At 72.2% G+C, this 24312-nt stretch carries 24 protein-coding genes; 12 read left to right on the top strand and 12 right to left on the bottom strand.

What is annotated here, in order from left to right; all coding sequences use genetic code 11:
• Nucleotides 1-32: 32 nt before the first annotated feature.
• From TR49_RS13895 to TR49_RS13880, 4 genes are all read right to left on the bottom strand, one after another.
• Nucleotides 33-944, bottom strand: a complete 912-nt coding sequence (locus TR49_RS13895; protein ID WP_042381429.1) for an ABC transporter permease — start codon at nt 942-944, stop codon at nt 33-35.
• Nucleotides 931-1884, bottom strand: a complete 954-nt coding sequence (locus tag TR49_RS13890) for an ABC transporter permease (protein WP_042381428.1) — start codon at nt 1882-1884, stop codon at nt 931-933. Before TR49_RS13890 ends, TR49_RS13895 begins: the two co-directional genes overlap by 14 nt.
• Nucleotides 1885-1894: 10 nt before the next feature.
• On the bottom strand, nt 1895-3682 hold the full coding sequence (locus TR49_RS13885; RefSeq protein ID WP_042381427.1) for an ABC transporter substrate-binding protein: 1788 nt from the start codon (nt 3680-3682) through the stop codon (nt 1895-1897).
• Between the two features lie 298 nt (nt 3683-3980).
• Nucleotides 3981-4454, bottom strand: a complete 474-nt coding sequence (locus TR49_RS13880) for a MarR family winged helix-turn-helix transcriptional regulator (protein WP_042381426.1) — start codon at nt 4452-4454, stop codon at nt 3981-3983.
• A gap of 154 nt (nt 4455-4608) precedes the next feature.
• On the opposite strand from TR49_RS13880, the gene TR49_RS13875 reads away from it, so the two are divergent.
• The 7 genes from TR49_RS13875 to TR49_RS13845 all read left to right on the top strand — a co-directional run bounded on the left by TR49_RS13875 (nt 4609) and on the right by TR49_RS13845 (nt 13385).
• Nucleotides 4609-5823, top strand: a complete 1215-nt coding sequence (locus tag TR49_RS13875) for an MFS transporter (RefSeq protein WP_042381424.1) — start codon at nt 4609-4611, stop codon at nt 5821-5823.
• 68 nt (nt 5824-5891) lie between these two features.
• The gene (locus TR49_RS13870; RefSeq protein ID WP_042381423.1) at nt 5892-6722 is read left to right on the top strand and encodes an aldo/keto reductase; all 831 of its coding nucleotides are present in this window, start codon (nt 5892-5894) and stop codon (nt 6720-6722) included.
• Nucleotides 6723-6850: 128 nt separating this feature from the next.
• Nucleotides 6851-8914, top strand: coding sequence for a glycosyl hydrolase family 8 (locus TR49_RS13865; protein ID WP_042381422.1), 2064 nt, complete (start codon nt 6851-6853; stop codon nt 8912-8914).
• An 81-nt stretch (nt 8915-8995) separates the two neighbouring features.
• The gene (locus TR49_RS13860) at nt 8996-9961 is read left to right on the top strand and encodes a serine/threonine-protein kinase (protein ID WP_052434281.1); all 966 of its coding nucleotides are present in this window, start codon (nt 8996-8998) and stop codon (nt 9959-9961) included.
• 27 nt (nt 9962-9988) lie between these two features.
• Entirely contained in the window at nt 9989-10549 is a 561-nt protein-coding gene (locus TR49_RS13855) for a hypothetical protein (RefSeq protein ID WP_042381421.1), read from the top strand.
• Between the two features lie 122 nt (nt 10550-10671).
• The gene (locus TR49_RS13850) at nt 10672-11814 is read left to right on the top strand and encodes an NAD(P)H-dependent flavin oxidoreductase (RefSeq protein ID WP_042381418.1); all 1143 of its coding nucleotides are present in this window, start codon (nt 10672-10674) and stop codon (nt 11812-11814) included.
• Entirely contained in the window at nt 11811-13385 is a 1575-nt protein-coding gene (locus TR49_RS13845) for an acyl-CoA synthetase (protein ID WP_042381415.1), read from the top strand. Before TR49_RS13850 ends, TR49_RS13845 begins: the two co-directional genes overlap by 4 nt.
• Nucleotides 13386-13783: 398 nt before the next feature.
• Here TR49_RS13845 and TR49_RS43815 read toward each other — a convergent pair whose 3' ends face one another.
• Nucleotides 13784-13936: a hypothetical protein gene (locus tag TR49_RS43815; protein WP_160311598.1), complete on the bottom strand. Its 153-nt coding sequence runs from the start codon at nt 13934-13936 to the stop codon at nt 13784-13786.
• Nucleotides 13937-14031: 95 nt separating this feature from the next.
• Nucleotides 14032-14382 carry a hypothetical protein gene (locus TR49_RS13840; RefSeq protein ID WP_042381411.1) on the bottom strand — a complete coding sequence of 117 codons (351 nt, stop codon included), beginning with the start codon at nt 14380-14382 and terminating at the stop codon, nt 14032-14034.
• 230 nt (nt 14383-14612) lie between these two features.
• On the opposite strand from TR49_RS13840, the gene TR49_RS13835 reads away from it, so the two are divergent.
• Complete coding sequence (locus tag TR49_RS13835) at nt 14613-16121, top strand: glycoside hydrolase family 47 protein (protein ID WP_236653354.1); 1509 nt, start codon at nt 14613-14615, stop codon at nt 16119-16121.
• 50 nt (nt 16122-16171) lie between these two features.
• On the opposite strand, the gene TR49_RS13830 is transcribed toward TR49_RS13835, so the two are convergent.
• Nucleotides 16172-16432 (bottom strand): hypothetical protein, encoded by a 261-nt coding sequence (locus TR49_RS13830; RefSeq protein ID WP_084724882.1) that lies wholly within the window; start codon nt 16430-16432, stop codon nt 16172-16174.
• Between the two features lie 125 nt (nt 16433-16557).
• Here TR49_RS13830 and TR49_RS13825 point away from each other — a divergent pair, with 125 nt between their 5' ends.
• The gene (locus TR49_RS13825) at nt 16558-17820 is read left to right on the top strand and encodes a YihY/virulence factor BrkB family protein (RefSeq protein WP_052434280.1); all 1263 of its coding nucleotides are present in this window, start codon (nt 16558-16560) and stop codon (nt 17818-17820) included.
• A gap of 9 nt (nt 17821-17829) precedes the next feature.
• The gene (locus tag TR49_RS13820; RefSeq protein ID WP_052434279.1) at nt 17830-18426 is read left to right on the top strand and encodes a DUF2231 domain-containing protein; all 597 of its coding nucleotides are present in this window, start codon (nt 17830-17832) and stop codon (nt 18424-18426) included.
• On the opposite strand, the gene TR49_RS13815 is transcribed toward TR49_RS13820, so the two are convergent.
• Together TR49_RS13815 and TR49_RS13810 are read right to left on the bottom strand one after the other, a co-directional pair.
• Entirely contained in the window at nt 18409-19344 is a 936-nt protein-coding gene (locus TR49_RS13815) for an N-acetylmuramoyl-L-alanine amidase (RefSeq protein WP_063770088.1), read from the bottom strand. The genes TR49_RS13820 and TR49_RS13815 overlap by 18 nt on opposite strands.
• Nucleotides 19345-19498: 154 nt before the next feature.
• Nucleotides 19499-20152, bottom strand: a complete 654-nt coding sequence (locus TR49_RS13810) for a TetR/AcrR family transcriptional regulator (RefSeq protein WP_042381407.1) — start codon at nt 20150-20152, stop codon at nt 19499-19501.
• 172 nt (nt 20153-20324) lie between these two features.
• Between TR49_RS13810 and TR49_RS13805 the strand changes: the two genes are divergently transcribed.
• A complete protein-coding gene (locus TR49_RS13805) occupies nt 20325-20876 on the top strand; it encodes an NADPH-dependent FMN reductase (RefSeq protein ID WP_042381405.1) in 552 nt (183 codons plus the stop codon).
• Between the two features lie 188 nt (nt 20877-21064).
• On the top strand, nt 21065-22069 hold the full coding sequence (locus TR49_RS13800) for a ketopantoate reductase family protein (protein WP_042381403.1): 1005 nt from the start codon (nt 21065-21067) through the stop codon (nt 22067-22069).
• Here TR49_RS13800 and TR49_RS46675 read toward each other — a convergent pair whose 3' ends face one another.
• The 3 genes from TR49_RS46675 to TR49_RS13785 all read right to left on the bottom strand — a co-directional run.
• Nucleotides 22070-22609 (bottom strand): DUF2087 domain-containing protein, encoded by a 540-nt coding sequence (locus TR49_RS46675; protein ID WP_063770087.1) that lies wholly within the window; start codon nt 22607-22609, stop codon nt 22070-22072.
• Between the two features lie 139 nt (nt 22610-22748).
• Entirely contained in the window at nt 22749-23423 is a 675-nt protein-coding gene (locus TR49_RS13790; protein WP_052434278.1) for a hypothetical protein, read from the bottom strand.
• A 232-nt stretch (nt 23424-23655) separates the two neighbouring features.
• On the bottom strand, nt 23656-24312 hold a 657-nt coding region (locus tag TR49_RS13785; RefSeq protein WP_042381402.1), incomplete at its 5' end, for an AMP-binding enzyme.

Genomic DNA, 24312 nt, shown 5'->3' with positions numbered 1-24312 from the left:
TCCGCCCTGCCGGGGGAGGGCGGAACGCGGGCTCAGCGACGCTTGGTCGGGGCGTCCAGGGCGCCGTTGACCGTGTCGCCGATGAGGTTGAACGCCACCACGGTGACGATCAGGATCGCGGCGGGCGGGTACACCTGCCACCAGTAGCCGTCGTACAGGGAGTTGAGGCCCGCGGAGAGCATGGTGCCCCAGTCGGAGTGCGGCGGGGGCAGGCCGAGCCCGAGGAAGCTCAACGCCGAGAGCGTCAGGATCGAGTCGGCGATGGTGAAGGTGCCGCTGACGAGGATCACGCCCGCGGCGTTCGGCACCAGGTGGCGCAGCACGATGCGTGATCCCGAGCCGCCCATCATCCGTGCCGCCTGGACGAAGTCGCGGGTCCGCAGGGCGAGGACCTCGCCGCGGACCAGACGTGCGGCTCCGAGCCAGGACAGCAGCGACAGCAGCAGGATGATCCCCCACAGCGTGGGGGTGAACATGCTGACCATCATCAGCAGCAGCACGATGCCCGGTACGGCGAGGAAGGTGTCGATGATCCGCATCATGACGGCGTCGACGAAGCCGCCGACGTAGCCGGCGAACGCCCCGTACAGAGTGCCGATGACCGTCGTGGTGATCGCCACCGCGAAGCCGAGCTCGAGCGAGGACTGACCGCCCGTCATCAGGCGCCCCAGCACGTCGTATCCGGAGGCGTCGGTGCCCAGCGGGTGCCCTCCGCCGGGGGGCAGGTCGGCGAGGTTCAGCTGCACCGTGACCTGGTCGGTCCGGTAGAGCAGAGGGCCGACGAAGCAGAACGCGGCGACCACCGCGACCAGGCCCAGGCCGAACAGAGCCCGCCGGTTGTGCAGGAACGCCCGGACCGCGAGCCGTCCGGAGCCGCGTGACGACGTCGACGGGCCGGTCTCCAGCAGGAGTTCGGGCGCGTCCAGGGGTTCAAGCGTCGACATGGCGGATCCTGGGGTCGAGGAAGCTGTAGGCGATGTCGGCGAACAGGCTGCCGAGGACGGTGGCCACCCCGACCACCAGGGTCGCCCCGAGCATGATCGGGTAGTCCTTGCTGGTGGCCGCCTGGTAGAAGAGCAGCCCCATCCCCGGGTAGTTGAACACCGACTCGGCGATCACCGCTCCGGCCACGATGCCGGGAGCCGACAGGCCCAGGATGGTGATCACCGGCAGCAGCGAGTTGCGCAGCACGTGCCGGCTCAGCACCAGCCGTCCGGGCAGCCCTTTGGCCCGGGCCACCATGACGTAGTCCTGGGCCAGGGTGGTGATGGCCGAGGTCCGCATGTACCGGCTGAAGCCGGCCACGCTGACCAGGGTCAGCGTGGTCACCGGCAGGACCAGGGCGCGGGGGTCGGCCAGGATCCCGGCGACGGACTCCGCCTGCGGGGCCTGGGAGGGCAGCAGGTGCAGCTGCACCGAGAAGACCGCCACCAGCACCAGCGCGAAGAAGAAGTCCGGCATCGAGTACAGCACGAAGGACACGACGGTGAAGGCGTGGTCAGCGGCGCGGCCCCGACGTACCGCCTGGAAGATCCCCATCGGCAGCGAGACCGCGAGCGCCAGCAGCGTGGACAGCCCCAGCAGCAGCGCGTCGCGCGGCAGCCGCTGCGCGATCAGCGTGGACACCGGCTGCTGGAGCGAGTACGACGTGCCGAAGTTGCCCTCGGCCGCCTGCTTCACGTACGTCACGAACTGCTCCGCCAGCGGCTGGTTCAGGCCGTTGGCGGCGTTGAACATCGCGATGCGCTCGGCAGTGGCCCGCGTGCCGAGGGTGGCCCGCGCGGCGCTGCCGGGCACGAGGTGGATCATGATGAAGGTCAGCACCATGACCCCCAGCACGACCACGATCGCCTGGCCGATCCTGCGGATGAGATAGGCGGTCATCGCTTGCACCTCACGACGTGTACGCCCAGTCCTCGAAGTCCTGCCCGCCGGAGAACGGGTTGAGCGGGACGATGCCCTGCAGGTTCGTCCGGTAGACCAGGATGCCCTCGCGCAACGGCAGCCATAGCCAGGGGAGTTGCTGAGCGGCGTAGTCCTCGTACTGCTGGAAGGCCTGGGTCGAGGAGCCGTACTCGGTGGCCTTGATCAGCTGGTCCATCTTCGGGTCGGAGTAGCCGCCGGAGTTGCCGTTGCCCCCGGTGTCGAAGTAGCCCGTGCCGTTCGGGTAGAGCGAGTACGGGTCGTAGCCGAACTCCGCGAGCTGCCAGCCGCAGCCGGAGGCCGGGTGGGAGGATGCGGTGCAGGTTCCGATGGTGCTGATGAGGGTGTTGAACGGCTCCGACTTGAGGTTGACGGTGATGCCCGCCTGGGCCTCGGAGGACTTGATGGCGGCGTTCTGCACGTCCGTGGTGGCCCGGCCCGAGGAGTAGACCAGGTTGAAGGTCAGCGCCTGGCCGGCTCCGATGCCGTCACCGCACTGCGTGGGCCCGTTGCCCGGGCTGGCGCAGGTCGTGGTCCCGCCCGGGGTCACCTTCCAGCCGTGCGCCTGCAGCAGCGCCTTCGCCTTGGCCGGGTCGTAGGGGTACGGTCCGCCGGACTTCTCCAGCGGCGAGGCCCAGGCGCCGGTGGCCTTGACCGGCACGGGGCCGTTGCCCGGGTCCGCGTAGCCGTTGTAGACCTTGTCGACGATCTGCGTCCGGTCGATCAGGTACTCCATCGCCTGCCGGATGTACAGCTGCCGGAGCAGGGCGCCGACCTGGGCGTTGTACAGGTTGGGCTGGATCTCGGCCACGCCCGGGATCGGCACGCTCGTGATCGAGTAGCCGCTGGAGGTGAGGGCCTGCGCCTGCTTGATGTCGTTCAGCGGCAGCGACGCGACGTCGAGCGAGCTGCCCGACCGCAGGGCGTTGATCTCGGGGGTGTCCGTGGTGAAGGGCGAGAAGACGACCTTGTCCAGGGTCGCCTTGGGCGAGCCGGAGTACGCCTTGTTGGGCACGTAGCTGTAGTAGCCGTTGCTCCGGAACTCCGAGAGCTTCCACGGCCCGTCCACCACCTGCCACAGCGGGTTGGTGGTGAAGTCCGTCGTCTTCGCGCCCTGCTGTTGCAGGTAGGAGTAGACGGCCTTGGCGCCTGAGGCCGTCGAGTCGTAGTCGCCGACGGCGCCGGTCGCGGAGGTCTTGTCCCAGGCGTGCTGGGGCAGCAGCGGGATGGTGCTGAGCACGTCGTCGGTGTAGAAGTCCGGGTTGTAGGCCTGGGTCAGGTCCAGCACCACGGTGTGGGCGTCCGGCGTGGACACCGACGCGACGTCCTCGGGGAAGAGCCCGACGAGGTGGGCATTCCAGTTCGAGGCGTTCGCCTTCAGAAGGTTGTAGACGAATGTGAAGTCGCGACTGGTGACCGGCTGCCCGTCCGACCAGTTCCAGCTCTTGAGGGTGATGGTGATCCGCTTGTCGCCATTGGAGTAGACAAGTGAGCTGAAGAGGCTCTTGTCCTTGTTGACCACCGACTGGCCGCCGTCGCCGGCGTAAACCAGGTACGGCCACATCGGTTGGGTGAGGTTGACGTTGTAGCCGTTCTGATTGGTCGCCGGGGCGAACGGGAAGATGAAGTCGGGCTGCGAGCCGACCTCCGCGATGGTGACCGTGCCGCCCTGCTTCACCGGGCCCTTCTTGGCGGTTGCGCTCTCGCCGTTCCCGATCGCCCCGCTGCCGCCGCCACCTGAGCAGCCGACAGCGACCATAGCCAGCACGGTCGCAGCCGTCGCGACTCTCAACCCCTGTACAACGCGCATGTTCGTCCCTTGTCTCCCCGCTCGCATTCCGCTGCTTCCGCACCAAAACGGACGTTTTGCATGCCCATGACATCCGCTGGCACGGACTTACCCCTGGCGTGCACGGTTCATGCCCTGCATTGATAGCAGTGGCTAACGGCCACTCACAATGCTGTGGATATTGCAGGATTGCGAAACCTGCCGAGAGACTCCCCCGCGAGGGGTGCTCCTCATCGCGAGGAAAGGATCGTATTCGAAGGGTCTCGACTCAGTGCCCGGCGTGCGTCTGGGCCGGGTTCATCGACTCCACCGCCTTGACCAGGGTGGCCAGCTCGGGGTTCCTGGCAGCGTCGTCGAGCGCCTCGCGCAGGGCGGCGTCGTTGGTCGGCCGGGCCTCCTTCAGGAGCTGCAGGCCGGTCTCGCTCACGTCCGTGTAGATGCCGCGGCGGTCGGTGGGGCACAGATAGCGGGCCAGCAGGCCGCGGTCCTCCAGGCGCGTGACCAGCCGGGTGGTGGCGCTCTGGCTGAGGACGACGGCGTCGGCCACCTGCTTCATCTGCAGATGCCCGCCCTCGCCGTCGTGCTGGCGGCTGAGCACGTCGAGCAGCGAGTACTCGCGCACGCTGAGGTCGTGCCGGGCCTGGAGGGCCCGCTCGACGTGCGCCTCGATCCTGCCGTGCAGAAGGGAGAGGGCGGCCCAGCCGTTGGCGAGGGCGGTCAGTGCGGGGTCCGTGGCGGTCATGGCCCGGTCTCCTTCCTGGGGCGGCAGGCCTCCAGGATACGCCTCGCCGTGAAATACCAGCTTCCGGCAGCAGCCTGCGTTTGCATATAGCGCGCGTCTGCAACTATTGTCGACGCATGTAAGGCGCACCAGCAATCGCACGGAGGGAAGCCTCATGCCTCTCGCACTCCTCGCCCTGGCCATCGGGGCCTTCGGGATCGGCACCACCGAGTTCGTGGTCATGGGCCTGCTGCCCGAGATCGCCGGTGACTACGGCGTGTCCATCCCCACCGCCGGACTGCTGGTCACCGGCTACGCGATCGGCGTCGTCGTCGGCGCGCCGCTGATGACGGTGATCGGCACCAGGATCAGCCGCAGGACGATGCTGATGCTGCTCATGGGCCTGTTCACCGTCGGCAACCTGCTCTCCGCGCTGGCGCCGAGCTTCGGCGTGATGCTCGCCGGGCGGATCGTGGCCTCGCTCGCCCACGGTGCGTTCTTCGGCATCGGGTCGGTCGTCGCCGCCGAGATGGTCGCCCCGCACCGGAAGGCCGGCGCCATCGCGACCATGTTCACCGGGCTGACCGTGGCCAACATCGTCGGCGTGCCGCTGGGCACCTTCGTCGGCCAGGCCGTCGGGTGGCGGATCACCTTCGTCGGGGTCGCCGCGCTCGGCGTGGTCGGCCTGCTCGGCATCGCGGCCCTGGTCCCGGACCTGCCCCGCCCGGAGGGCGCACGGCTGCGCCGGGAGCTGGCCGCGTTCCGCAACGTCCAGGTGGTCCTGGCGATGGCGATGACCGTGCTCGGCTTCGGCGGGGTCTTCGCCGCGATCACCTACATCGCGCCGATGATGACCCACGTCGCGGGCTACTCGGACGGCGCGGTGACCTGGCTGCTGGTGCTGTTCGGCGTCGGCATGTTCCTCGGCAACCTCTTGGGCGGGCGGTTCGCCGACCGCAGGCTGATGCCGATGCTCTACGCCTCGCTCGGCGGACTCGCCGTCGTCCTCGCGCTGTTCACTCTCACCGCACACAGCAGGCTCCTCGCCGCGGTGACCATCCTGCTGGTGGGCGCGCTCGGCTTCGCCACCGTCCCGCCGCTGCAGAAGCGTGTCCTGGACCAGGCGCACGGCGCGCCCACCCTCGCCTCCGCCGTGAACATCGGCGCGTTCAACCTCGGCAACGCCCTCTCGGCCTGGCTCGGCGGCGCGGTGATCGCCGCAGGCCTCGGCTACACCGCCCCGAACTGGGTCGGCGCGCTGCTCGCGGCCTCCGCGCTCGTCCTCGCCCTCTGGTCCGCCGCGTTGGAGCGGCGCCACGCCACGGCACCCGAGACGACGCCGGCCGTCCCCGCCGTCACGACCCCGGCGGCCACCCCCGTCCACCACTGAGCGGCCGCTGCGGCCGCGCCCGCACCTCCCCATCGCCACCGCACCCGACAGGCAAGGACCGATCACCCATGACCACCCCCGCCGTCCCCACCGTGAAGCTCAACAACGGCGTCGAGATCCCCCAGCTCGGCTTCGGCGTCTTCCAGATCCCCGACGAGGAGACCTCCGCCGCGGTCACCGCCGCGCTGGAGGCCGGCTACCGCAGCATCGACACCGCCGCGATCTACGGGAACGAGACCGGCGTCGGCCGGGCCCTGGCCGCCTCCGGGCTCCCGCGCGAGCAGCTGTTCGTCACCACCAAGCTCTGGAACGCGGACCAGGGCTACGACTCCACCCTGCGGGCGTTCGACGCAAGTCTCGCCAGGCTCGGTCTCGACCACGTCGACCTCTATCTGATCCACTGGCCCACCCCGGCCCGGGACCTCTACGTCGAGTCCTGGCGGGCCGTCGAGCGTCTCGCCGCCGAGGGGCGGATCCGGGCCGCGGGCGTGTCCAACTTCCAGCCCGCGCACCTGCGGCGGCTGATCGACGGGAGCGGCCTCGTTCCGGCGGTCAACCAGGTCGAGCTTCATCCGGGCCTGCAGCAGGCCGAGTTGCGCGACTTCCACGCCGGGCACGGCATCGCCACCGAGGCCTGGAGCCCGCTGGCCCAGGGCGCGGTCCTGGACGATCCCGCGGTCACCGCGATCGCTGCCCGGACCGGCAAGTCCCCGGCCCAGGTGGTGCTGCGCTGGCACCTGCAGCTCGGGAACATCGTCATTCCCAAATCGGTCACCCCGGCGCGGGTCCGCGAGAACCTCGACGTCTTCGACGTCCGGCTCACCGACGAGGAGATGGCCTCGATCGCCGCGACCGACCGCGGCCTGCGCACCGGCCCGGACCCGGACCGGTTCAACTGACCCCGCAGTCGAGGGGCGGGCAAGCGCCGTTTCTGCGAGGGGTCTTGACGGCTTGAATGCTCACTCACTACGGTGCGCTGGGGCGTTAGTTAGGAAACTTTCCTTACGAGAGAAGGAGAGGCAACGCCGTGAGAGAGCGCATCGTGCGCGTGCTCGGGCTCGGGGCCGCCGTCAGTACCCTGACCACCGGAGTGGTGGCGCTGGCCGCCGCCGCACCGGCCCTGGCCGCGTCCCCCACCCACGCGTTCCCGTCCCATCAGACCTACCAGGTCGGCGTGATGCCGTCCGCCTCGCAGGCGACGCGTGACGCCGCCGTCGAGAAGCAGTACGACTCGTGGAAGGCCGCCTACCTGGTCCACGGGTGCGCCAGCAACGAGTACTACGTCTCCAGCAAGGGCGACGGGGACGCGACCAACAACGGGCCGGTCTCCGAGGGTCAGGGCTACGGCATGAACATCGTGCCGCTGATGGCCGGTTACGACGCCAACGCGCAGACCGAGTTCAACGGCCTGTGGCAGCTGGTGAAGGACCACGAGGACCAGTACGGCCTGATGCAGTGGCAGTTGGACGGCAAGAGCTGCAAGTACTACAGCTCTGGCACCCCCGACGGCGCCACGGACGGCGACCTGGACATCGGCTACGGCCTGATCCTCGCCGACCAGCAGTGGGGCGGATACACCGCCGACGCCCTCAACTGGCTGAACAACTTCTGGAACCACGACGTGGCCCCCGACGGCCACCTCAAGTGCGAGGACGACGGCCCCAACACGGACACCCGGCCGTCCGACCACATGATCGACCACCTGCGGGCCTTCGCCGCCTACGACACCTCGCACGACTGGAACAAGGTCGTCCAGCGGACCGAGGCCGTCGACTCCTCGCTCGTCTCCGGCTACTCGTCGGCCAACGGGCTGCTGTCCGACTTCGTGGTCGGGGCCAACGGCTCCAGCCCGTCGCCCGCACCCGCCAACTACCAGGAGGACCAGCCGGACAACATCGTCGGCTACAACTCCATCCGCGTCCCGTGGCACATGGGCACCGACGCGCTGCTGAACGGCTCCACCACCTCCGCGTTCGAGCTGAGCGAGGCGCAGAAGTGGTCGGCCTGCGCCAAGAAGGTCTCCGGCGACAACCCGGCGAACGTCTACCCGCACCTGAACCTCAACTGCACCGGCTACAACACCAGTGACGTGGCCGAGGAGGCGGGCGACTCGATCGGCCCCGCCGCCATGGCCGCCGGTGACCAGGCCTGGACCGACAAGATCTGGAGCTACCTCCAGACCAACCCCTACGGCGATGGCTACTACGGCGAGACCATCAAGACCCTGGTCATGATCGTGATGGCCGGGGACTACTGGAGCCCCGCCGGATCCGCCGCACCCGCAGGCGACTTCTCCGTGTCCGACTCCCCGACCTTGGCCTCCGTGGTCGCCGGAGCCGCGGCGACCACCACCGTCTCGACCGCGGTCACCTCCGGCTCGGCGCAGTCCGTGGCGCTCTCCGCGTCCGGCCTGCCGACCGGCGCCACCGCCGCGTTCAGCCCGGCGTCGGTCACCGCCGGCGGCAGCAGCACGCTGACCGTCACCACCTCGTCCACGACCCCGGCCGGGAGCTACCCGGTCACCGTCACCGGCACTGCGGCCTCCGGCTCGCACGCCGCCACGTTCACGCTGACGGTGACCACGGCGAGCGGCGGCGGCTGCACCCCGGCCCAGCTGCTCAGCAACCCCGGCTTCGAATCCGGCGGCACCGGCTGGACCCAGACCTCCACGCTCGGTTTCGACCCGATCACCAAGGCCACCAGCGCCGAACCGGCCCACGGCGGCTCGTACGTCGCCTGGTTCAACGGCAACTCCAGCAAGGACACCGACACCGTCGCCCAGTCGGTGACCATCCCGTCGGGGTGCGCGGCGACACTGAGCTACTGGCTCCACGTCGACTCCACCGAGAACACCACCACCGCCAAGCCCGACACCTTCACCGTCCAGGTGCTGAACCCGAGCGGCGCGGTGCTCGGCACCGTCGGCTCCTACTCGAACCTGAACGCGGCCAGCGGCTATGCCCAGAAGACGGCCAGCCTGTCCAGCTGGGCCGGGCAGACGGTCACGCTCAAGTTCACCGGCGCGGAGACCGACACCAGCGGCGGCACGACCGACTTCGTCATCGACGACCTCGGGCTGAGCACGCAGTGACGGACGCCCGTTGACGTAAACCTTCGACAACGGGCGCGGGCCCGCCACCACTCCTGGTGGCGGGCCCCGCATACTGTTCGGGTGGAGGAGAACACGCTGGTCCAGGGGAGATACCGGCTGCAACGCCGGATCGGGCGCGGCGGCGCGGGGGAGGTCTGGCAGGCTGAGGACGAGGCCCTGGGCCGTCAGGTCGCCGTGAAGTGCCTGGTGCCGGACGGGCCGAACGACGGTCAGCTGGTCCGGGAGCGCTTCCGCCGCGAGGCGCGCCTCGCGGCGGGCCTGCAGCACCCCGGAATCACCGTCGTGCACGACTTCGGGGAGTCGTCCGGTGTGCTCTTCCTGGTCATGGAGCTGTTGCACGGCGAGGACCTCGGCCGCCTCCTCGACGCGGCGCGCGGCCGGCGGCTGCGGCCCGGCGAGGCGATGGGCATCGGCCGCCAGATAGCGGACGCGCTCGCGTACACCCACGAACGCGGCGTCATCCACCGCGACCTGAAGCCCGGGAACCTGATCCGCACCGTCGACGGAACCGTGAAGATCTGCGACTTCGGTATCGCGCGCCTGGGCAGCGACGAGAACGTCACCGCCCGACTCGGCGGCAACACCTTCGCCGTCGGCACGCCGTTCTACATGTCGCCCGAGCAGATCGAGGGCACCGGCCTCGACGAGCGCGCCGACCTCTACTCCTTCGGCTGTGTGCTGTACGAACTGCTGCTCGGCCACCCGCCGTTCTTCAAGGGCGACCCGCTGGTGGTCCTGCTGGACCACCGCGACGCAGAGCCGCCTCCGCCGCGCGCCGAGCGCCCGGAGATCCCCGAGGCGCTGGAGCGCCTCGTGCTGGACCTGCTCGCCAAGGACCCGGACCGCCGTCCCTCCTCCGCCCGTGAGGTCCTGCGCCGCCTCGACGCCGCCGCCCAGGCGGCGCCCCCGCCGCGCGGCGCGCTGCCGTCCTGGGCGCGGGGCATCGGCCCGGTCCCGGTCTCGCTGGTCCGGATGACCCCGGAGCCGCCCGCCCTGACGGCCCTGACCCGACGCTGGCAGCGCTGACCTGTCGGTTCGTGTCAGACTCCTTTGGTGCCCAGCCATCTGATCATCCGACCGGTCCGTCGCGGCCCGTCCCGCCGGTCGGCGCGGGTCGCCGCCCGTGCCGCCGTCGCCGCGGCGCTTCTGGTGCTGACTCCGGTCCTGTCCGGATGCGCCGGCGACAGGACTCCGTCGCCGGTCGGGGACCCGGACCCGGGTGACCGGCTGACGAAGGCCCTGCAGCCGGTGCTGACCGCCGTCCCGTCGGGCGCGACGGTCACCCTGCGCCGGACCGTCGACCGGCAGTGGGACTCCTGCGACGGCGATCCGGCGACCTTCGGCTGGGACCCGCCGAGCGTCCAGGTCCAGTTCACCGGCGCGGGCTCGGTGACGCAGGTCGTCGCCCAGGTGGGAGCGTCCCTGCGGGCCCTCGGCTGGACGGCGGACGGGGCGGGGGCTGATCCCGGTCCGTGGCAGGGGCAGTGGCACCGGACACTGCCGGGCGGGCATCAGGCCGAGGCGCAGCTCTCCGGCGACGCCGACGGGTCAGGGGCCGGCTGGATCCTGCAGGCGTCGACGGCGCCCGTCACCCACCCCGTCCAGGGCTGCTGAGGCCTCCAGGGCAGCAACGCCGCAACCCTTATCTGACGCTCTGTCAGAAAATCTCTTCCGCTCTCCGGCGGCGTGCGCCATGCTGCCCCCAGCAGCCTGGGACCGTAGCCATGGGAGCCGCGATGAGAACCCCGCTCAGCGACCGACTCGGCATCGAGCACGCGGTGTTCGGCTTCACGCCGTTCCCGGCGGTGGCGGCCGCCATCTCCCGGGCCGGAGGCCTGGGCGTGCTGGGCGCCGTGCGCTACGGCGAGGCGGAGGAGCTCGCCAAGGACCTGGACTGGATGGACCACCGGTGCGGTGGGCTGCCGTACGGGGTCGATGTGGTGATGCCCGCGAAGAAGGTGGAGGGCGTCACCGTCGAGCAGGTCGAGGCGATGATCCCCGAGGGCCACCGGGCCTTCGTGCGCGCCCAGCTGGCCAAGCACGGGGTCCCGGAGCTGCCCGAGGGCGAGCGCGGCGGCTGGCGGATCACCGGCTGGATGGAGGAGGTCGCGCGCTCGCACGTCGACGTCGCGCTGGAGCACCCGATCAAGCTGCTCGCCAGCGCCCTCGGCTCGCCGCCGCCCGACGTGATCGAACGCGCCCATGCCGCGGGCGTGCTGGTCGCCGCGCTGGCCGGCAGCGCGCGCCACGCGCGGCGGCACGCGGAGGCGGGGATCGACATCGTGGTCGCGCAGGGCCACGAGGCGGGCGGACATACGGGCGAGATCGGCACGATGGTGCTCGTCCCCGAGGTCGTCGAGGCCGTCGCCCCGCTCCCCGTGCTCGCCGCGGGCGGCATCGGCACCGGTGCACAGGTCGCCGCCGGGCTCGCGCTGGGCGCGCAGGGCGTCTGGCTGGGCTCGATCTGGCTGACCGTCTCCGAGTCCGACCTCACCTCGCCCGTCCTGCGGCGCAAGCTGCTCGCCGCCGGCAGCGGCGACACCGTCCGGTCGCGTGCGCTCACCGGCAAGCCCGCCCGGCAGCTGCGCACGGAGTGGACGGAGGCGTGGGAGGGAGAGGACAGCCCCGGCACCTTGCCGATGCCGTTGCAGGGCCTGCTGGTCGCCGAGGCGCTGAGCCGGATCCAGACCTACGAGACGCCGGAGCTGATCGGCACGCCCGTAGGGCAGATCGTGGGCCGGATGAACGACGAGCGTCCCGTCGCCGCCGTGATGGACGAGCTGACCCGCGGCTTCGCACAGGCCGTCGCCCGGCTGGACCGCATCGCGCAGGCACACGAGCGGGCACAGGAGCGGGCACAGGAAGAGGAGCAGGCATGAGCGACCAGTCCGCACCGACGGCGTCCGCGCCGCCCGTGGGTTTCTGGGCCCAGGCCCTGGCCGAGCCGGAGCGCGTAGTGATGCACGCGCCGGACGGCGCCGCCTGGACCGCCGGGCGGCTGCACGCCGCGGCGAACCAGCTGGTGCACGGCCTGCGGGAGGCCGGGCTCGGCGTCGGCGACTCCTTCGCCGTCGTGCTGCCGAACGGCGTCGAGCTGTTCACCGCGTACCTGGCCGCATCGCAGGCCGGTTTCTACCTGGTCCCGGTCAACCATCACCTCGTCGGGCCCGAGATCGCCTGGATCGTCTCCGACAGCGGCGCCAGGGCGCTGATCGCGCACGAGCGCTTCGCCGACGCCGCCACCGCCGCGGCGGACGAGGCCGGGCTGCCCAAGGAACGCCGCTACGCGGTCGGCGAGCTGCCCGGCTTCCGCCCCTATGCCGACCTGCTCGACGGTCGAGTGACCGACCCGCCACAGGACCGGACGACCGGCTGGGTCATGAACTACACCTCCGGCACCACCGGCCGCCCGCGCGGCATCCGCCGCCCGCTCATCGGCCGCCCCCCGGAGCAGACCCCGCTCGGCGGGTTCCTCGGCATCTTCGGCATCCGCGGCGGACACGACGACGTGCACCTGGTCTGCTCCCCGCTGTACCACACGGCGGTGCTCCAGTTCGCGGCCGCGTCGCTGCACCTCGGGCACCAGGTCGTGCTGATGGACCGCTGGACGCCGGAGGAGATGCTGCGTCTGATCGACGCCCACGGAGTCACGCACACGCACATGGTCCCCACCCAGTTCCACCGCCTCCTCGCCCTCCCGGCGGAGACGCGCGCACGGTACGACGTCTCCTCGATGCGCCACGCGATCCACGGCGCAGCGCCCTGCCCCGACCACGTGAAGCGCGCCATGATCGACTGGTGGGGCGAGTGCGTGGAGGAGTACTACGCCGCGAGCGAGGGCGGCGGCACCTTCTCGACGGCGCGTGAGTGGCTGGAGCGCCCCGGCACGGTCGGCAGGGCCTGGCCGATCAGCGAGATCGCGGTGCTGGACGAGGGCGGCGAGGCGGTTCCGACGGGAGAGCTCGGCACGGTCTACATCAAGATGAACACCGGCGGCTTCTCTTACCACAAGGACGAGGCGAAGACCCGGGCCAACCGGATCGGCGACTTCTTCACCGTCGGGGATCTGGGCCTGCTCGACGCGGACGGCTACCTCTTCCTGCGGGACCGCAAGATCGACATGATCATCTCGGGCGGCGTCAACATCTACCCCGCCGAGATCGAGTCCGCCCTGCTCGGTCACCCGGGGGTCGCGGACGCGGCGGCCTTCGGCATCCCGCACGACGACTGGGGCGAGGAGGTCAAGGCCGTCGTCGAACCCGCCCCCGGCCACACGGCCGGCCCGGAGCTCGCCGCCGACATCCTCGCCCACTGCGACCGCGTCCTCGCAGGCTACAAGCGCCCCCGCTCGGTCGACTTCGTCCCCGAGCTGCCCCGCGACCCCAACGGCAAGCTCTACAAGCGCCGCCTGCGCGACCCGTACTGGGAGGGCCGCACGCGTCAGGTCTGACACCCCACAGCCGCCCCGGGGGAGTCGCTCGGGTCGGGTCCGGCTCGACTGCACCCAGCCCGTGCCTCAGGCCCTGCGGCGTCAGGGGACGGGCACCAGGGGATACCGGTGGGCTCGGCTCTTCGGGGCACGGCCTTTGCCGGGCCCGGCGTCGCCCGCCTCGCGCGGGTCGGCCGCGACCTGCCAGGGAGGCCCGGGGGGTCGTTGCGCGGTGCGGGCAAGGCCGCGGCGCGGCCGGCTCGCACCGCGTCTCACCGCGCCACGCCCGTACCGGCCCGCGTCGGTGCCGGACACGGGCCGGTCGACCCCAGCCCGGATTCGGGCTCGTCTCCCCGGCGGGGGTGGCGGCTCGTGGTGCGCCCAGCCGTAAGCGGCGGCAGGGCGACTGAGGGTGGGGCTCAGCCCTCCTCGTCCGGCTCTCCGGCGTCGGCGTCCACGTCCGGGTCGCCCTCCGCCCTGGGGTGGTCGTAGGCGTGCTCGTTCTGCTCCGATGTGGCGTCGCGGTCGGCGTCGTCCGGCGCGGGCTCCGCCGGGGGAGTAGCGGTGGCCATCGCGGGCCTCCCGTCGTGCTCGACTCGTGCTCGACGTAGGGACGCCTACCCGGATCCGGCCTGGGCTAACAGCGGGCGCGTCGCCCGGCGCGGGCTCACGCGGCCAGGTCGACCTGCGCCAGGACACGGTCCTCGCGGTCGCGTATCTCGATCCGGCGCGGCAGGGTGCGCTCGCGCACCTCCGTGCCGTCCTCGCCCACCGGGTGCGGGTGCCGAAGCGCGCCGCGCACCGCCTGGGCGAGGGAGCCGTCGCGCAGCGTCGCGTCCAGCGGCGTGGTGTCGTCGCGGAGCCAGTGCAGCACCAGCACCCAGCCGCGGTGCGGGCCCGGCGTGCGGGGCTGCGTCGGCTCGGCGCTGAGACCGAGCGCGCCGAAGGCCTCGATCAGCTCCTCGACGTCCTCGCCGTCCAGGTGCTGGAAGTTCTCCTCGATCAGGAGCTGAGGCATGACTGTCGTGTTCCTTCCCCCGAGGGCCCTGGCGGAGCCCTGCTCGTCGCGATCTTGATGCCCGCCCGGCGCCCGGTCGAATCCTGCCGACCGTCCTTCCCGCGGCCGTTTCTGACGTCGGGTCCGACCGCGACCGAGAGTCCTGTCGGGCCGCTGCGGCGATCGGCCGCACGACGCGAATCCGATCGGGCGAGGCCCTCGGCGTGGAGATCATCCGATGAACGGGGGTTGTGGCCTCCTTGATCCATGACGGCCCCTCCCTCCCCCTGCCGCTTCCCGAGGCCCACGGCCCCGGCGCCCGGGGCTCCGAGCAGGAGACGGGATCGGGCTCCACCCGGCGCAGGGTGCTGACCGGGGCGGGCGTCGCCGCCTCGGCGCTGGTGCTGGGCGTGGCGGCGAGCGGCCGTCAGCCCGCGTCGGCGGACGCGCGGCTCGCCGCCGAGGTGCACTCGGAGTTCCTGCACGGCTGGCGCGGCTACCGGGCCGCGGCCTGGGGCTACGACGAGGTCCGGCCGCTCAGCGGGACCCACCACGACTTCTTCGCCCCGGGCCGCACCTTCGGCCTGACCATCGTCGAGGCGCTCGACACGCTCTTCCTGATGGGAGAGAACCTGGAGGCGGCGCTCTGCTGCGACTGGATCGAGCAGCACCTGGACCCCGTCCAGGACGCGTCGGTCCAGGTCTTCGAGGCCGTGATCCGCCTGGTGGGCGGCGTGCTGGCGGGGTATCAGGCGACCGGCCGCCGGGCGCTGCTCGGGCGCGCCCGCGAGCTCGCGGACCGGCTGCTGCCCGCGTTCACCGCCTCACCGACCGGTCTGCCCTACACCCACGTCAACCTGCGCACCGGCGCCGTCCACGGCGACGTCGCCACCCTGGCCGAGATCGGCAGCAACGCCCTGGAGTTCGGGCTGCTCAGCCGGCTCACCGGCGACGCCCGCTACTACGAGGCGAGCGTCCGCGCCTACCGGGCCGCGGTCTCCCGCCGCAGCGCGCTGGACCTGCTCGGCACCTCGCTCCACGTCGAGACCGGCCGCTGGACCGACACCGCGGCCGTCGCGCCGAACGCGCCGGTCGACTCCTTCTATGAGTACCTCTACACGGCAGGCGCCCAGTTCCGCGACCGCACCCTTCGCTCCTGGTACCGCACGCTGACCGCCGCCATCCTGCGCCACCAGGCCGTCCGCATCGGCGGACGGCTCTGGTTCCGCGCGGTCGACTTCCGGTCCGGCCGGTCCGTCGGGACCCGCACCCGCCAGCAGGAGCTCGGCTCGTTCTACGCCGGCTTGCTCGCCAAGGGCGGCGCGCCGCAACAGGGCGTGGCCTACTTCGACTCGTGGACGGCGGTACTGGACCGCCACCCGGTGCTGCCGGAGTCCGTGGACTGCGCCACGCTGCGCCCCGTGGACCCCAGCGGTCTGCTGCGACCGGAGTACGCCAACGCCGCCTTCGACCTGTGGCGGATGACGGGCCTGGACCGCTACCGACAGGCCGCCTACCGCTGGTTCACCGCCATGCGGGAGCGGCAGCGCGTCCCCGGGGGCTACACGACGCTGCGCGACGTCACCGCGCCGCCGGGCAGCCCGCAGAACTACGGCGACCTGACCCCCGGCTACTGGTTCGCGGAGAACCTCAAGTACCTGTGGCTGATGTTCTCCGCGACACCGCGCTTCGACTACCGCGTGGGCCTGCTCTCCACGGAGGGCAAGGCCCTGGTGGGCCTGCGGCAGCGCTGGGTGTGAGGCGCGTCCGTCTCACCGACCGACCGGCCATCCGGCCGACCGCGCGTCCCTCAGGCGCCGCTGTGGGCGGCGGGGGCAGCGGGGGCGGGGTGGGTCATGTTCGGCAGCAGCTCGCAGTAGCGCTGCCGGCACGCCGGGCAGAGGCGTTCGGGGAAGATGTCGCGCAGGTCCGCGGACGAGCGGGTCCTGCTGTCGACGGTCATCGTCCGGTCGCACAGTGCGACGGTGCCGCCCTCGCGGACCAGATGCCACAGGTGGATCTCTGTGTCCACGGATGCGAAACCGTACTCGGCCTTCAGTTCGAAGATCACGGCTATCACCTCGTACCCATCCTGCACCCGGACGCCCCGAAACGACTCGAGGCCGGGCCGACGACGTCACCCGCGCGGCGGACGTCGTCGGGCATGCCGTGCGCGAAGACGGGAACAGGCCAGGTATGGCCAACCGCCTGGAACGTGGACTGCGGCGGATCGATCGCGGGCAGCAGCGCCGACGCGTGCCCGGCTTCGTCTTCGGGGTGATCAAGAAGTACGGCGACGACCGCGGCGGCTCGCTGGCCGCGCTGATCACCTACTACGGCTTCGCTGCCCTGTTCCCGCTGCTGCTGCTCCTGACCACGTCGCTGGGCTTCGCCCTGCGGGGCAACCCGGGACTCCAGAAGGACGTGCTGAACTCGGCCCTCGCCGACTTCCCCGTCATCGGCGACCAGCTGCGCGGAAGCGTCCACTCCCTGCAGGGCAGCACGCTGGCGGTGGCGATCGGCTGTCTCGGCCTGCTGTACGGCTCCCTCGGCATCGCGCAGTCGCTCCAGTTCGCCATGGCGCAGATCTGGAACGTGCCGGGCGTGCGTCGCCCCGGATACTGGCCGCGCCTGGCCCGCTCGCTGCTGCTCATCCTCGCCCTCGGCCTCGGTCTGCTGATGTCCTCGGCGGCCACGGCCGTCCTGGGCGCGGTCTCCTCCGGCGCGATGGTCTTCGCCTTCGGACTGCTCGCGTCGGTGTGCCTCAACACCGTGCTCTACCTGGCCTGCTTCCGCGTGCTGACCCCCGCGCACATCCACTGGCGCGGACTGCTCCCCGGCTGCCTGATCGCCGGGCCGATCTGGACGGCCCTGCAGGCCTTCGGCGGCGCGCTGGTCGCGCACCAGCTGCGTCACGCCACCCAGATCTACGGCCTGTTCGGGACCGTGCTGGGCCTGCTGTGGTGGATCTACCTGGGCGCCCAGCTCTCCCTCTACGCCGCCGAGGTCAACGTCGTCCTGGCCCGTCGGCTGTGGCCGCGCAGCATCCTCCAGCCGCCGCTCACCCCGGCGGACCGGCGAGTCCTCGACGCCATCGCCGAACAGAACCGCCGTCGCCCCGAGCAGAGCGTGCGCAGCAGTTTCACCGAGGGGGAGCCCTCGTCGGACGACGGCGCGGACGTGGAGCCTGCGGGCTCGGGGGAAGGCGGGCACCTCGGCGACCGCGTGGACGGAGCCCGGCGCGGCGGGCCGGAAGAGCCGACTGGATCGGACCGGCGCACGGGATCGGATCGGCGCACCGGATCGGGCGGGCGCACGGGGCCGGGCGAGCGCACCGGGCCGGATGATCTCAGCGGGGAGGGCGAGGCCGGCGGCGCGGTGGCCGAGAACGGCTCATCGGGTGAGGCCGCGCGCCCGGCCGGGCGCATGCGCGGTTTCGGCGGTCCGCAGGGCGGTTAGCCACAGAGCATGGACATCAGCGGTGCGAGGGCCGCCTCGCGTCCGGCGGGGGCCGGCAGCTCGCTCCCGGCCTCGCGTCCGGCGCGGTGGATCCTCGACGAGGCCCTGGACCGGATCGACGGACTCGAGCGGCTCGACCGGCTCGATCCCCTGGCGGAGCGGCTACGCCCGTTCGTGCGTTCGCTGCCGCTCGGCGCGGTCCGCGAGGGCCTGCGTGGCGAGTGGCTCGGCTACTCGGCGCATCCGGCGCTGGTGCAGATCCCGATCGGCTGCTGGACCTCCGCCGCCGTGCTGGACCTCGTGCCGGGCGAGCGCCGGGCGGCGACGCTGATGGTGGCCCTGGGGTTCCTCGGGGCGCTGCCGGCGGAACTGGCGGGCTGGGTCGAGTGGGCCGAGCTGCCCACCGCCGAGGAGCGCCGGGCCGGCCTCGTGCACGCGGCCGCGAGCGCCACCGCGACGACGTTGTACGGCCTGTCCTGGGCGGCGCGTCTGCGCGGGCGCACGGGACGCGGCCGACTGCTCGGCTTCACGGGGCTCGCGGTGGCCACCGTCGGCGGCATGATCGGCGGGCACCTGGCGCACGGACGGTCAGCCGACGCGGCCTGACGGGGGTGTCGTCCTCGTGGTGGGGGCGGTTTCGGCGGCAGCGGTGTTGCTCCCCGGGTTGGCGGTTCCGGTTGGTGTGGAGGTGGTCGCGGTGGTCGCGGTGGTCGCCGGGGCAGCGGTGAGGAAGCGCGTGATGCCCAGGGCGACCCCGTGCGCGGCCAGTTCACGCCATGTCGGCGCGGAGAGCCGGGCCGCGTCGGCCGTGTTGTGCATGTTGCCGCACTCGATGAAGACCGCCGGCACCTTCGAGAGGTTGAGCCCGCCGAGGTCGGAGCGGACCATCAGGCCGGTCCCCCCGCCCAGGTAGCTGGCGAACGGCTCTCCGGTGACGTCCGCGTACGCGTCGCGCAGGGTCACGCCGAGGCTGCGCGAGGGCCCGACGATCGGGCGGGTGTCGGCCGCGCCTGCGACGACTTCGGCGGGCAGGATCACGTGGAAGCCGTAGCCGTCCGGTGCCGCCCCGTCGGCGTGCAGGGCGACCACGGCGTCCGCGTCGGCGGCGTTGCCGATCTCGGCGCGCTCGGTCACGCACGGCCCCCAGGGCCGGTCGCCGTCCTGGGTGAGGACCACCCGCGCCCCCTCGGCGAGCAGCAGCACCCGCACCCGCCGGGCCAGGTCGAGGGTGAAGTCGGCCTCGCGGTAGCCGGCGCCGGTCGAGGTGCCGGTGGTGTTGCAGGCCTTGCGGCCGTTGCCGACGTCGACCAGCTGGGCGATCGCGTCCAGGTGGTCGAAGTTGCCGGGGTTGTGTCCGGGGTCGAGGACCACGGTGCGCCCCGCCAGGGGGGAAGGCGTCAGGCCGCGTGCGGCCTCGCGCGGGGCGGCCGAGCCAACGGCCCGGCCCAGGTCCGCCGGGCCGAGGCAGGCCGGCAGCGCGAGTGCCGACACCACCGAGATCGCCGCCAGACCGGTTGCCCGCATGCCTCGTACCTCCCGCACGTTCCTGTGCCGCGTCGCCTCGTGGGGTTCCGCTCCGTTCGTTCACGGCAGCACACCGCTCGTTGCCGCGGGACGCGGCTCGTCGGCGTGCCGCGAACGGACCACCCTGACGGCGGCACAGCCGCGCCGGTCGGGCTCAGCAGCGGTGCGTGACGCGGGCGACGAGGTCGCACCAACCAGCTTCGAGTTCCGGTGCGGTACGGCCGCGGTTGGTCAGCAGGTGGTGCACGAAGGACGGATCCAGCGTGCCGAGCAGGGTCTCGGCGAGAAGTTCCGCGTCACCTTGGACGCCCGCCTGCTGCAGCAGCATCGTCAGGTGACGGGTGCGCACCCTGCGCGGCGGTGCGCCGTAGCGGGCGGCCGCCTGCTGGTCGGCCTCCAGGTAGAGGTTCATGTGCTCGGACATGTGCCGCAGTGACGCCACCCCGAAGGCCTCCAGGCGCGTGACGGGGTCCGCGTCGGGACCCAGCGGGGGCGGTCCGAACATGAAGGCGTTCTGGAACGCGCTCTCGGTCTGGTCCAGCACCGCGAAGAGCAGGCCGACCCGATCGCCGAACCGGCGGAACACGGTGCCCTTGCCCACGCAGGCCGCCGAGGCCACGGCGTCCATCGTCAGATGCTCGGCGCCCTGCTCCTGGATGAGGGTGGCGGCGGCCTGGAGCAGCTTGGCCCGGTTGCGCGCGGCGTCGGCGCGCTCGGTCGGGTCCTGGTCGTAGAGCGGGAGCACGGCTCGTCCGTCGGCGGGTCGCGCCTCGGGGCTGAGCGAGATGGGCTCGGAGGGCGGGGTCATGGACCCAGCCTAGCGTGCGAACGGAATAAATGGACCGCAGTCCGCTTTTATGTTAGACATGAACCGGACCGCGGTCCGCTAGTCCTGGCCGACGGTTCGTGGTCACGGTGCGCGGCCCGCGTGCCGCGCAGACCCACCAGACTTCGCACCGATCCACTTTCGGGAGATCGCCATGTCCGTCCGCATCGTCGCCCTCGTCGGCAGCCTCCGTGCCGGCTCGCACAACCGGCAGCTGGCCGAGGCCGCCGTCAAGCTGGCGCCGGAGGGCGCCGAGGTGTCCATCCTCGACGGCCTGGCCGACATCCCGTTCTACAACGAGGACATCGACGTCGAGGGCTCCGTCCCGGCCGCCGCCACCGCGCTGCGCGAGGCCGTCGCCGCCGCCGATGCCGTCATCCTCTTCTCGCCCGAGTACAACGGCACCATCCCGGCCGTGCTCAAGAACGCGATCGACTGGCTCTCCCGCCCGTACGGCGGCGGCGCGCTGACCGGCAAGCCGGTCGCCGTGATCGGCACCGCCTACGGCCAGTTCGGCGGTGTCTGGGCCCAGGACGAGGCCCGCAAGGCCGCCGGGATCGCCGGCGCGAAGGTCCTGGAGGACGTCAAGCTCTCCGTCCCCGGTTCGGTCGTGCGCTTCGCCGAGACCCACCCGGTCGACGACGAGGAGGTCGCCGCCCAGCTCGTCGCCGTCCTCGGCCAGATCTCCGTCGCCGCCGCGGCCTGATCGTCCCGCTGCGCGCGGCCGCGCGCAGCCCGGTGACCGCGGCCCGATGGCTGCGCCGCCGTCGGCGCCTCCGGCCCCGTCCCTCCTGCGAGGGGCGGGGCCGGTCGTCGTCGGGGCCGTGCTGCGCTGTGCGCGTAAGCCCGCGCGTAATGCACGGTTCGGCGCAGAACCGGCGCTAGTGTTCGGGCATGCGCTATGTGATCGTCGGGGCGGGCGCCGTGGGCGGCGCGATGGGCGGGCGGCTGGCTCAGGGCGGCCACGAGGTCGCACTGGTGGCGCGCGGCGCGCACCTGGACGCGCTGCGTACCGACGGGCTGCGCCTGGTCACCCCGCAGGGCACCGAGCGGCTGCGCATCCCCGCCTACGCCCACCACGAGGACCTGGGCCCGCTGCGCCCCGACGACGTGCTGGTGCTCGCCGTCAAGTCCCAGGACACGGAGGCCGTGCTGCGCGACTGGGCGCGCGCGGCCGTCACCGGCGGCGGGACGGCCGGTGAGTCGCTGCCCGTCGTCTGCGCGCAGAACGGCGTGGCCAACGAGGGCACCGCGCTGCGCTACTTCGCCGACGTGGTCGGCATGTGCGTCTGGCTGCCCGCGACCCACCTGCAGCCCGGCACCGTCATCACCCACTGCGCACCGCTCTCGGGAATCCTGACGCTGGGAGGATTCACGAGCGCGGCGGACCGTTGTGCGGAGCGGATCGCGGTCGATCTGAAGGACAGCACCTTCGACGCGCCGATCGTCCCCGACGTGATGCGCTGGAAGTACGGCAAGCTGCTCAACAACCTCGCCAACGCCCTTGAGGCGCTGGTCGGTCGCGACGGCATCCCCAACTCCGCCGACCTGTGGCAGACCGTGCGCGCCGAGGGCGTCGCCGTGCTGGACGCGGCCGGCATCGCCTACTCGTCGGAGGAGGAGCGCCAAGCCGTGCAGGGCGGCCGGATGGGCGTCGTGCCGATCCCGGACGTGGTCCGGGCCGGCGGCTCGACCTGGCAGAGCCTGACCCGCGGTGGCGGGGTCGAGGTCGACTTCCTCAACGGCGAGATCTCCATGCTGGGCCGCCTGCACGGCGTGCCGACGCCCGCCAACGACCTCGTCCGCCGCGAGGTGATCCGCCTCGCGGCCGAGGGCCTGCCGCCCGGCAGCGCCGCCCCGGCCGAGCTCCGCTCGGAGCTGGCGAGGGCCACGCGGTGACTACGCGCCCGTGGCGTCGGCCGCGGCGCCGGCCGCGCTGTCGGCCGCGCTGTCGGCCGTGATCGTGACCCGGTAGGAGGTCCCGTCCGCGGAACGGGTCAGGAAGCCGTTCTCGACGAGGTACCGGCGCAGGGCCGCGCAGTCGTCCCAGTACTGCTTGAGGGCGATGTTGACCTCGGGCTCCGAGTAGGCGACGCCCCGCTCGAAGGCCCGGTCGGTCAGGTGGGCGAGCAACGCGAGCCGTCGTGCCGGTCGCGTCGGCATCTCTGTTAGTCGGCCGTCCTTGAACAACTGCGCCACCTCGGACGCCTCTGTCCGCTCGGGCGCACGCATCGCCTGGGCGAAGGCGTCGGCGCGGGCGTAGACCCGTCCGTCCCGTACGTCGACGAGCCCCGCCCGCTCCAGGCGCGCCCCGTGCCGCCCGAGCGCGGTGGCTTCCACCCCCGCCTCCCCGGCGATCACGGTGCGGGCGAAGGCCAGCAGCCGCTCCTGGTCGGCGAGTGCGGAGGCGAGAGGCGCGAGCAGCGCGATGTCAGGCATGCCGCCAGGCTAGGGAGGCGCCGAGGACGGATGCGAACGGTTTTCGTGGGGCGTTCGGCGTTCGGCAATCAGCGCTCGGCCGGGGCGGCCGTCGGCTCCGCGTTCGTCGCTCGGCGCCGGCTTCTCAGCGCCGGCCTTCTCAGCGCTCGGCCGAGCGCGGGTTGGTGGGCTCGCCAGTGGGGCGGCGTATGCGGTCGACGAAGCCCAGGACCTCGTCGGCGGTGGGCCAGCGGCCGGAGGTGAGGCGGCCGGGCTCGTTGCGGCGGCCCTCCGCGCCGTCGGCCGTGGGCTCCGCGTGGGTCCAGTGGCGGAGCGCGTCCGCCTCCTGCGTGCACTCGTCGCTCAGACGAGCCACCTCGTCCTCCGAGAAGTGGTGCTGGCGGTCCTGGACCGCCCACCGCAACTCCTCCGCCGCGTGCGTGATCTGCTCGGCGCGGGCGCGCAGCTCGGGCAGCTTGGCGTCGACACGGGCCACCTCGGGCTCGTGCTCCAGCACCCGCAACTGGGCGTCCAGCTCGCCGCCGTGCGCCTCCAGGCGCTTCAGCAGCTGGAGCGACTCGCCCACCTGCGCGTCCTGGGAGGCGGCGGACTCCAGCGCTTGACGCGTGCCCTCGAGGGCGCCGCGCAGGCGCAGCCGGACCGAGGCGATCCGGCCCGGCGCGCCGGGGTTGGTGTAGGCACGCGCCTTGAGGGCCATGTTCTCGGCTTTGGCGCCGACGGCACGAGCGGCCTTGACCGTGCCCACCACGACGAGCGCACCGATTCCGATCAGCACGCACAGGACCAGCAGAACCACGATGACCAGAGGACCCATCGCCGGTCAGCCTCCTCGCTCCCCGCCCGGACCAGAGAACTCCACGGTAGCCGCTGGATCCGACGATGAGCTCGTCCACAGGGACGAGACCGGGCAACATCGGGGATCGCTCCAGGGACGTTTGAGGGCGAACCCTGAGATCAACCCTGAGATTGCCGTCCCCGCCACCTCCGCTGTCCGCGTCGTCCCTGCCGTCCGTGCCGTCCCCGTGAGGTACCCCGGGCGGGTCGGCTCAGCCGATGGCGATGCGCTTCGCCCAGCGCATGTCCGGCTTGCCGGTCGGCGTGCGCTCGATCCCCGGCACGAGGTGCAGGCGGCGCGGGACCTTGTAGCCGGCGACGTGGGTCCGGCAGTGCGCCTGGAGCGCGTCCAGGGTCAGCTCGGCCGAGCCGTCGCGCTGGTGGACCAGGGCGACCACGGTCTCGCCCCAGCGCTCGTCGGGAGCGCCGACGACCACCGTGTCGTAGACGGCCGGATGGGACTTGATCGCGGATTCGACCTCCTCGGGGAAGACCTTCTCGCCGCCGGTGTTGATGCAGGACGAGCCGCGGCCGAGCAGGGTGATCCGGCCGTCCTCCTCGCGGCGCGCCCAGTCGCCGGGGACCGCGTACCGGGTGCCGTCGGGCGCGGTCCGGAAGACCTCGGCGCTCTTGACCGGGTCCCCGAGGTAGTGCAGCGGGATGTTGCCGCGGCGGGCGAGCCTGCCGACGATGCCGGGCGGCAGGGGGTTGAGGTCGTCGTCGACGACCTCGGAGTCGCTGATCGGGCGGGTGGTGACCGTCCCCTGCCCGGCCTTCTCGTCGGCGCTCCAGTGGGCGACCCCGCCCGCCCCGCCCTCGGAGGAGCCGACCGCGTCGCTGAGATAGAGGGCCGGGAAGCGCTCCAGGAA

It is taken from the genome of Streptacidiphilus melanogenes (genome assembly GCF_000787835.1).
GTDB classification, from domain to species: Bacteria; Actinomycetota; Actinomycetes; order Streptomycetales; family Streptomycetaceae; genus Streptacidiphilus; species Streptacidiphilus melanogenes.
Note: the sequence above shows the minus strand (reverse complement) of the source record. Positions and strands in the feature narration are given on the sequence as shown.

Excerpts from the sequence above, each read along its gene's own strand:
- TR49_RS13840 (WP_042381411.1), bottom strand. The coding sequence starts at position 14,382 with ATGCCTCAGCTCCTGATCGAGGAGAACTTCCAGCACCTGGACGGCGAG.
- TR49_RS13880 (WP_042381426.1), bottom strand. The coding sequence starts at position 4,454 with ATGACCGCCACGGACCCCGCACTGACCGCCCTCGCCAACGGCTGGGCC.
- TR49_RS13845 (WP_042381415.1), top strand. The coding sequence starts at position 11,811 with ATGAGCGACCAGTCCGCACCGACGGCGTCCGCGCCGCCCGTGGGTTTC.
- TR49_RS13810 (WP_042381407.1), bottom strand. The coding sequence starts at position 20,152 with ATGACCCCGCCCTCCGAGCCCATCTCGCTCAGCCCCGAGGCGCGACCC.
- TR49_RS13850 (WP_042381418.1), top strand. The coding sequence starts at position 10,672 with ATGAGAACCCCGCTCAGCGACCGACTCGGCATCGAGCACGCGGTGTTC.
- TR49_RS13805 (WP_042381405.1), top strand. The coding sequence starts at position 20,325 with ATGTCCGTCCGCATCGTCGCCCTCGTCGGCAGCCTCCGTGCCGGCTCG.
- TR49_RS46675 (WP_063770087.1), bottom strand. The coding sequence starts at position 22,609 with ATGCCTGACATCGCGCTGCTCGCGCCTCTCGCCTCCGCACTCGCCGAC.
- TR49_RS13890 (WP_042381428.1), bottom strand. The coding sequence starts at position 1,884 with ATGACCGCCTATCTCATCCGCAGGATCGGCCAGGCGATCGTGGTCGTG.
- TR49_RS13790 (WP_052434278.1), bottom strand. The coding sequence starts at position 23,423 with ATGGGTCCTCTGGTCATCGTGGTTCTGCTGGTCCTGTGCGTGCTGATC.
- TR49_RS43815 (WP_160311598.1), bottom strand. The coding sequence starts at position 13,936 with ATGGCCACCGCTACTCCCCCGGCGGAGCCCGCGCCGGACGACGCCGAC.
- TR49_RS13885 (WP_042381427.1), bottom strand. The coding sequence starts at position 3,682 with ATGGTCGCTGTCGGCTGCTCAGGTGGCGGCGGCAGCGGGGCGATCGGG.
- TR49_RS13895 (WP_042381429.1), bottom strand. The coding sequence starts at position 944 with ATGTCGACGCTTGAACCCCTGGACGCGCCCGAACTCCTGCTGGAGACC.
- TR49_RS13870 (WP_042381423.1), top strand. The coding sequence starts at position 5,892 with ATGACCACCCCCGCCGTCCCCACCGTGAAGCTCAACAACGGCGTCGAG.
- TR49_RS13825 (WP_052434280.1), top strand. The coding sequence starts at position 16,558 with ATGGCCAACCGCCTGGAACGTGGACTGCGGCGGATCGATCGCGGGCAG.
- TR49_RS13815 (WP_063770088.1), bottom strand. The coding sequence starts at position 19,344 with ATGCGGGCAACCGGTCTGGCGGCGATCTCGGTGGTGTCGGCACTCGCG.
- TR49_RS13875 (WP_042381424.1), top strand. The coding sequence starts at position 4,609 with ATGCCTCTCGCACTCCTCGCCCTGGCCATCGGGGCCTTCGGGATCGGC.
- TR49_RS13800 (WP_042381403.1), top strand. The coding sequence starts at position 21,065 with ATGCGCTATGTGATCGTCGGGGCGGGCGCCGTGGGCGGCGCGATGGGC.
- TR49_RS13820 (WP_052434279.1), top strand. The coding sequence starts at position 17,830 with ATGGACATCAGCGGTGCGAGGGCCGCCTCGCGTCCGGCGGGGGCCGGC.